Annotated in this window: 3 protein-coding genes; all 3 read left to right on the plus strand. The window is 60.8% G+C overall.

Going from position 1 to position 2,059, the window contains the following annotated elements; all coding sequences use genetic code 11:
- The first annotated feature begins 79 nt into the window (after positions 1–79).
- Entirely contained in the window at positions 80–262 is a 183-nt protein-coding gene (locus tag NW815_RS08090; RefSeq protein WP_041436250.1) for a hypothetical protein, read from the plus strand.
- The gene (locus NW815_RS08095; RefSeq protein WP_414351467.1) at positions 259–543 is read left to right on the plus strand and encodes an acylphosphatase; all 285 of its coding nucleotides are present in this window, start codon (positions 259–261) and stop codon (positions 541–543) included. The genes NW815_RS08090 and NW815_RS08095 overlap by 4 nt, the downstream gene beginning before the upstream one ends.
- Before the next feature lie 148 nt (positions 544–691).
- Positions 692–2,059, plus strand: a 1,368-nt coding sequence (gene gatB / locus NW815_RS08100; RefSeq protein WP_414415887.1) for an Asp-tRNA(Asn)/Glu-tRNA(Gln) amidotransferase subunit GatB, incomplete at its 3' end; no start/stop codon positions are given.

Genomic DNA, 2,059 nt, shown 5'->3' on the forward strand with positions numbered 1-2,059 from the left:
CCGTAGGACGAGCGCCGGGAGGATGTCACGGTGCATGAAGGGTGGGATCCTCTGCACAAGCGTTCGTGAGGTTGGGTTCATGTCTTCCGTGCTGTGGCAAGCGATTGGGTATGCCTGTGGGATCTCGCTGGGGCTCCTAGGCTTGGTTGCCCTGGTCAACGTTCTTGTGGGGTGGCTGGATCGGCAGACCTCAGAGACTCCGGAGGAGCCGACCGAGTCGCCAGAACCCTGCAGCACAACGGAGGGATCCCCGTCGGCATGAGTGACAGGGTTCGCGTTCACGTCTGGGTACGGGGGCGGGTTCAGGGGGTGGGGTTTCGCGCCCACACCGAAGCCATGGCCCGCAATGCCGGTGTTGGCGGCTGGGTGCGCAACTTGCGGGATGGTCGCGTCGAGGCCGTTTTTGAAGGATCCCCTGCTGCGGTGGAGGCCATGCTGCGCTGGTGCCAACAGGGCAGCCCCGGTTCGGTTGTGGAGGCCATTGAGCAACGTTCCGAGCCGCCGGAAGGTCTACCCACTTTTGAGATTCGCCCTACCGTTTGAGGAAGTTTCGCTGTTCTGAGGATCTGCTTCAAGCTGGGCTGCTCCGGCCTCGTCCTGGGTTCTGGGCTGCCGTCCCCAGAAACTGTCTGTGAGCTGGGATCCCCCAAGGTCGCACTAGAATGGTTACACCGCAAGTTTTTCCCATCCCATGACTGTTGCTGCCCCCGCCAAAGTGCAATACGAAGCTGTGATTGGGCTGGAAGTTCACTGCCAGCTCAGCACTCGCTCCAAGATCTTCTCCAGCAGCGCGACAGCCTTTGGCGCTCCCCCCAACACCCAGATTGACCCCATCTGCATGGGCCTGCCCGGCACCCTGCCGGTGCTCAACGAAAAGGTGCTGGAGTACGCGGTCAAAGCGGGTTTGGCCTTGAATTGCACCATTGCCCCCTACAGCAAGTTCGACCGCAAGCAGTACTTTTACCCCGACTTGCCCAAAAACTACCAAATCTCCCAATACGACCTGCCGATTGCTACCCACGGCTGGATTGAGATCCAGCTCAGCGACGGTCGTACCAAGCGCATCGGCATCACCCGTCTGCACATGGAAGAAGATGCGGGCAAGCTGGTCCACGCTGGCAGCGACCGCCTATCGGGATCCAGCTACTCTTTGGTGGATTTCAACCGGGCGGGGGTTCCCCTCATCGAGATCGTCAGCGAGCCGGACATCCGCAGCGGGGAAGAGGCAGCCGAGTATGTGCAAGAGCTGCGCCGCATCCTGCGCTATGCCGGGCTGTGCGATGGCAACCTGCAGGAGGGATCCCTGCGCTGTGATGTGAACATCTCGGTGCGTCCGCTGGGATCCCAGACCTTTGGCACGAAGGTGGAAATTAAAAACATGAACTCCTTCAACGCCATCCAACGGGCCATCGAGTACGAATTCAACCGCCAGGTCAAGGTTGTGGAGGCGGGCGAGCGGATCGTGCAAGAGACCCGCCTTTGGGAAGAAAACAGCCAGCGCACCATCAGCATGCGCAAGAAAGAGGGATCCAGCGACTATCGCTATTTCCCCGAGCCCGATCTGCCGCCCATTCGCGTTACCGAAGCGCAGAAAACCCGCTGGCAGGCAGAGCTGCCGGAATTGCCCGGTGTGAAGCGGCGACGTTATCAGGAGGTGTACGGCCTCTCGGTGTACGATGCCCGCTACCTCAGCGATGAACGCAACACCGCCGAATACTTTGAAGCCGTGATCGCCGCCGGTGCCGACCCGAAAGCAGCCGCCAACTGGATGATGAGCGACATCGCCAGCTACCTCAACACCCACAAGCTGGACTACCCCGACATTGCCCTGAAGCCGGAAACCCTGGCCGAGCTGATCGGTCTCATCGAGCGGGGCACCATCTCCAGCAAAATCGCCAAGGAGATCCTGCCGGAACTGCTGGAAAAAGGCGGGTCGGCCCGCGCCCTGGTGGAAGCCAAAGGCATGACCCAAATCTCGGATAGCGCTCTGCTGGGGCAGATGATCGCCGAGGTGCTGGCAGAAAACCCCGAGCAACTGCAGCAGTATCGGGGGGGCAAA

Source organism: Synechococcus sp. R6-7, assembly GCF_047461695.1.
GTDB lineage: Bacteria > Cyanobacteriota > Cyanobacteriia > Thermostichales > Thermostichaceae > Thermostichus.

Coding starts and splice junctions, on each gene's coding strand:
- NW815_RS08090 (WP_041436250.1), top strand. CDS start 80: ATGTCTTCCGTGCTGTGGCAAGCGATTGGGTATGCCTGTGGGATCTCG.
- NW815_RS08095 (WP_414351467.1), top strand. CDS start 259: ATGAGTGACAGGGTTCGCGTTCACGTCTGGGTACGGGGGCGGGTTCAG.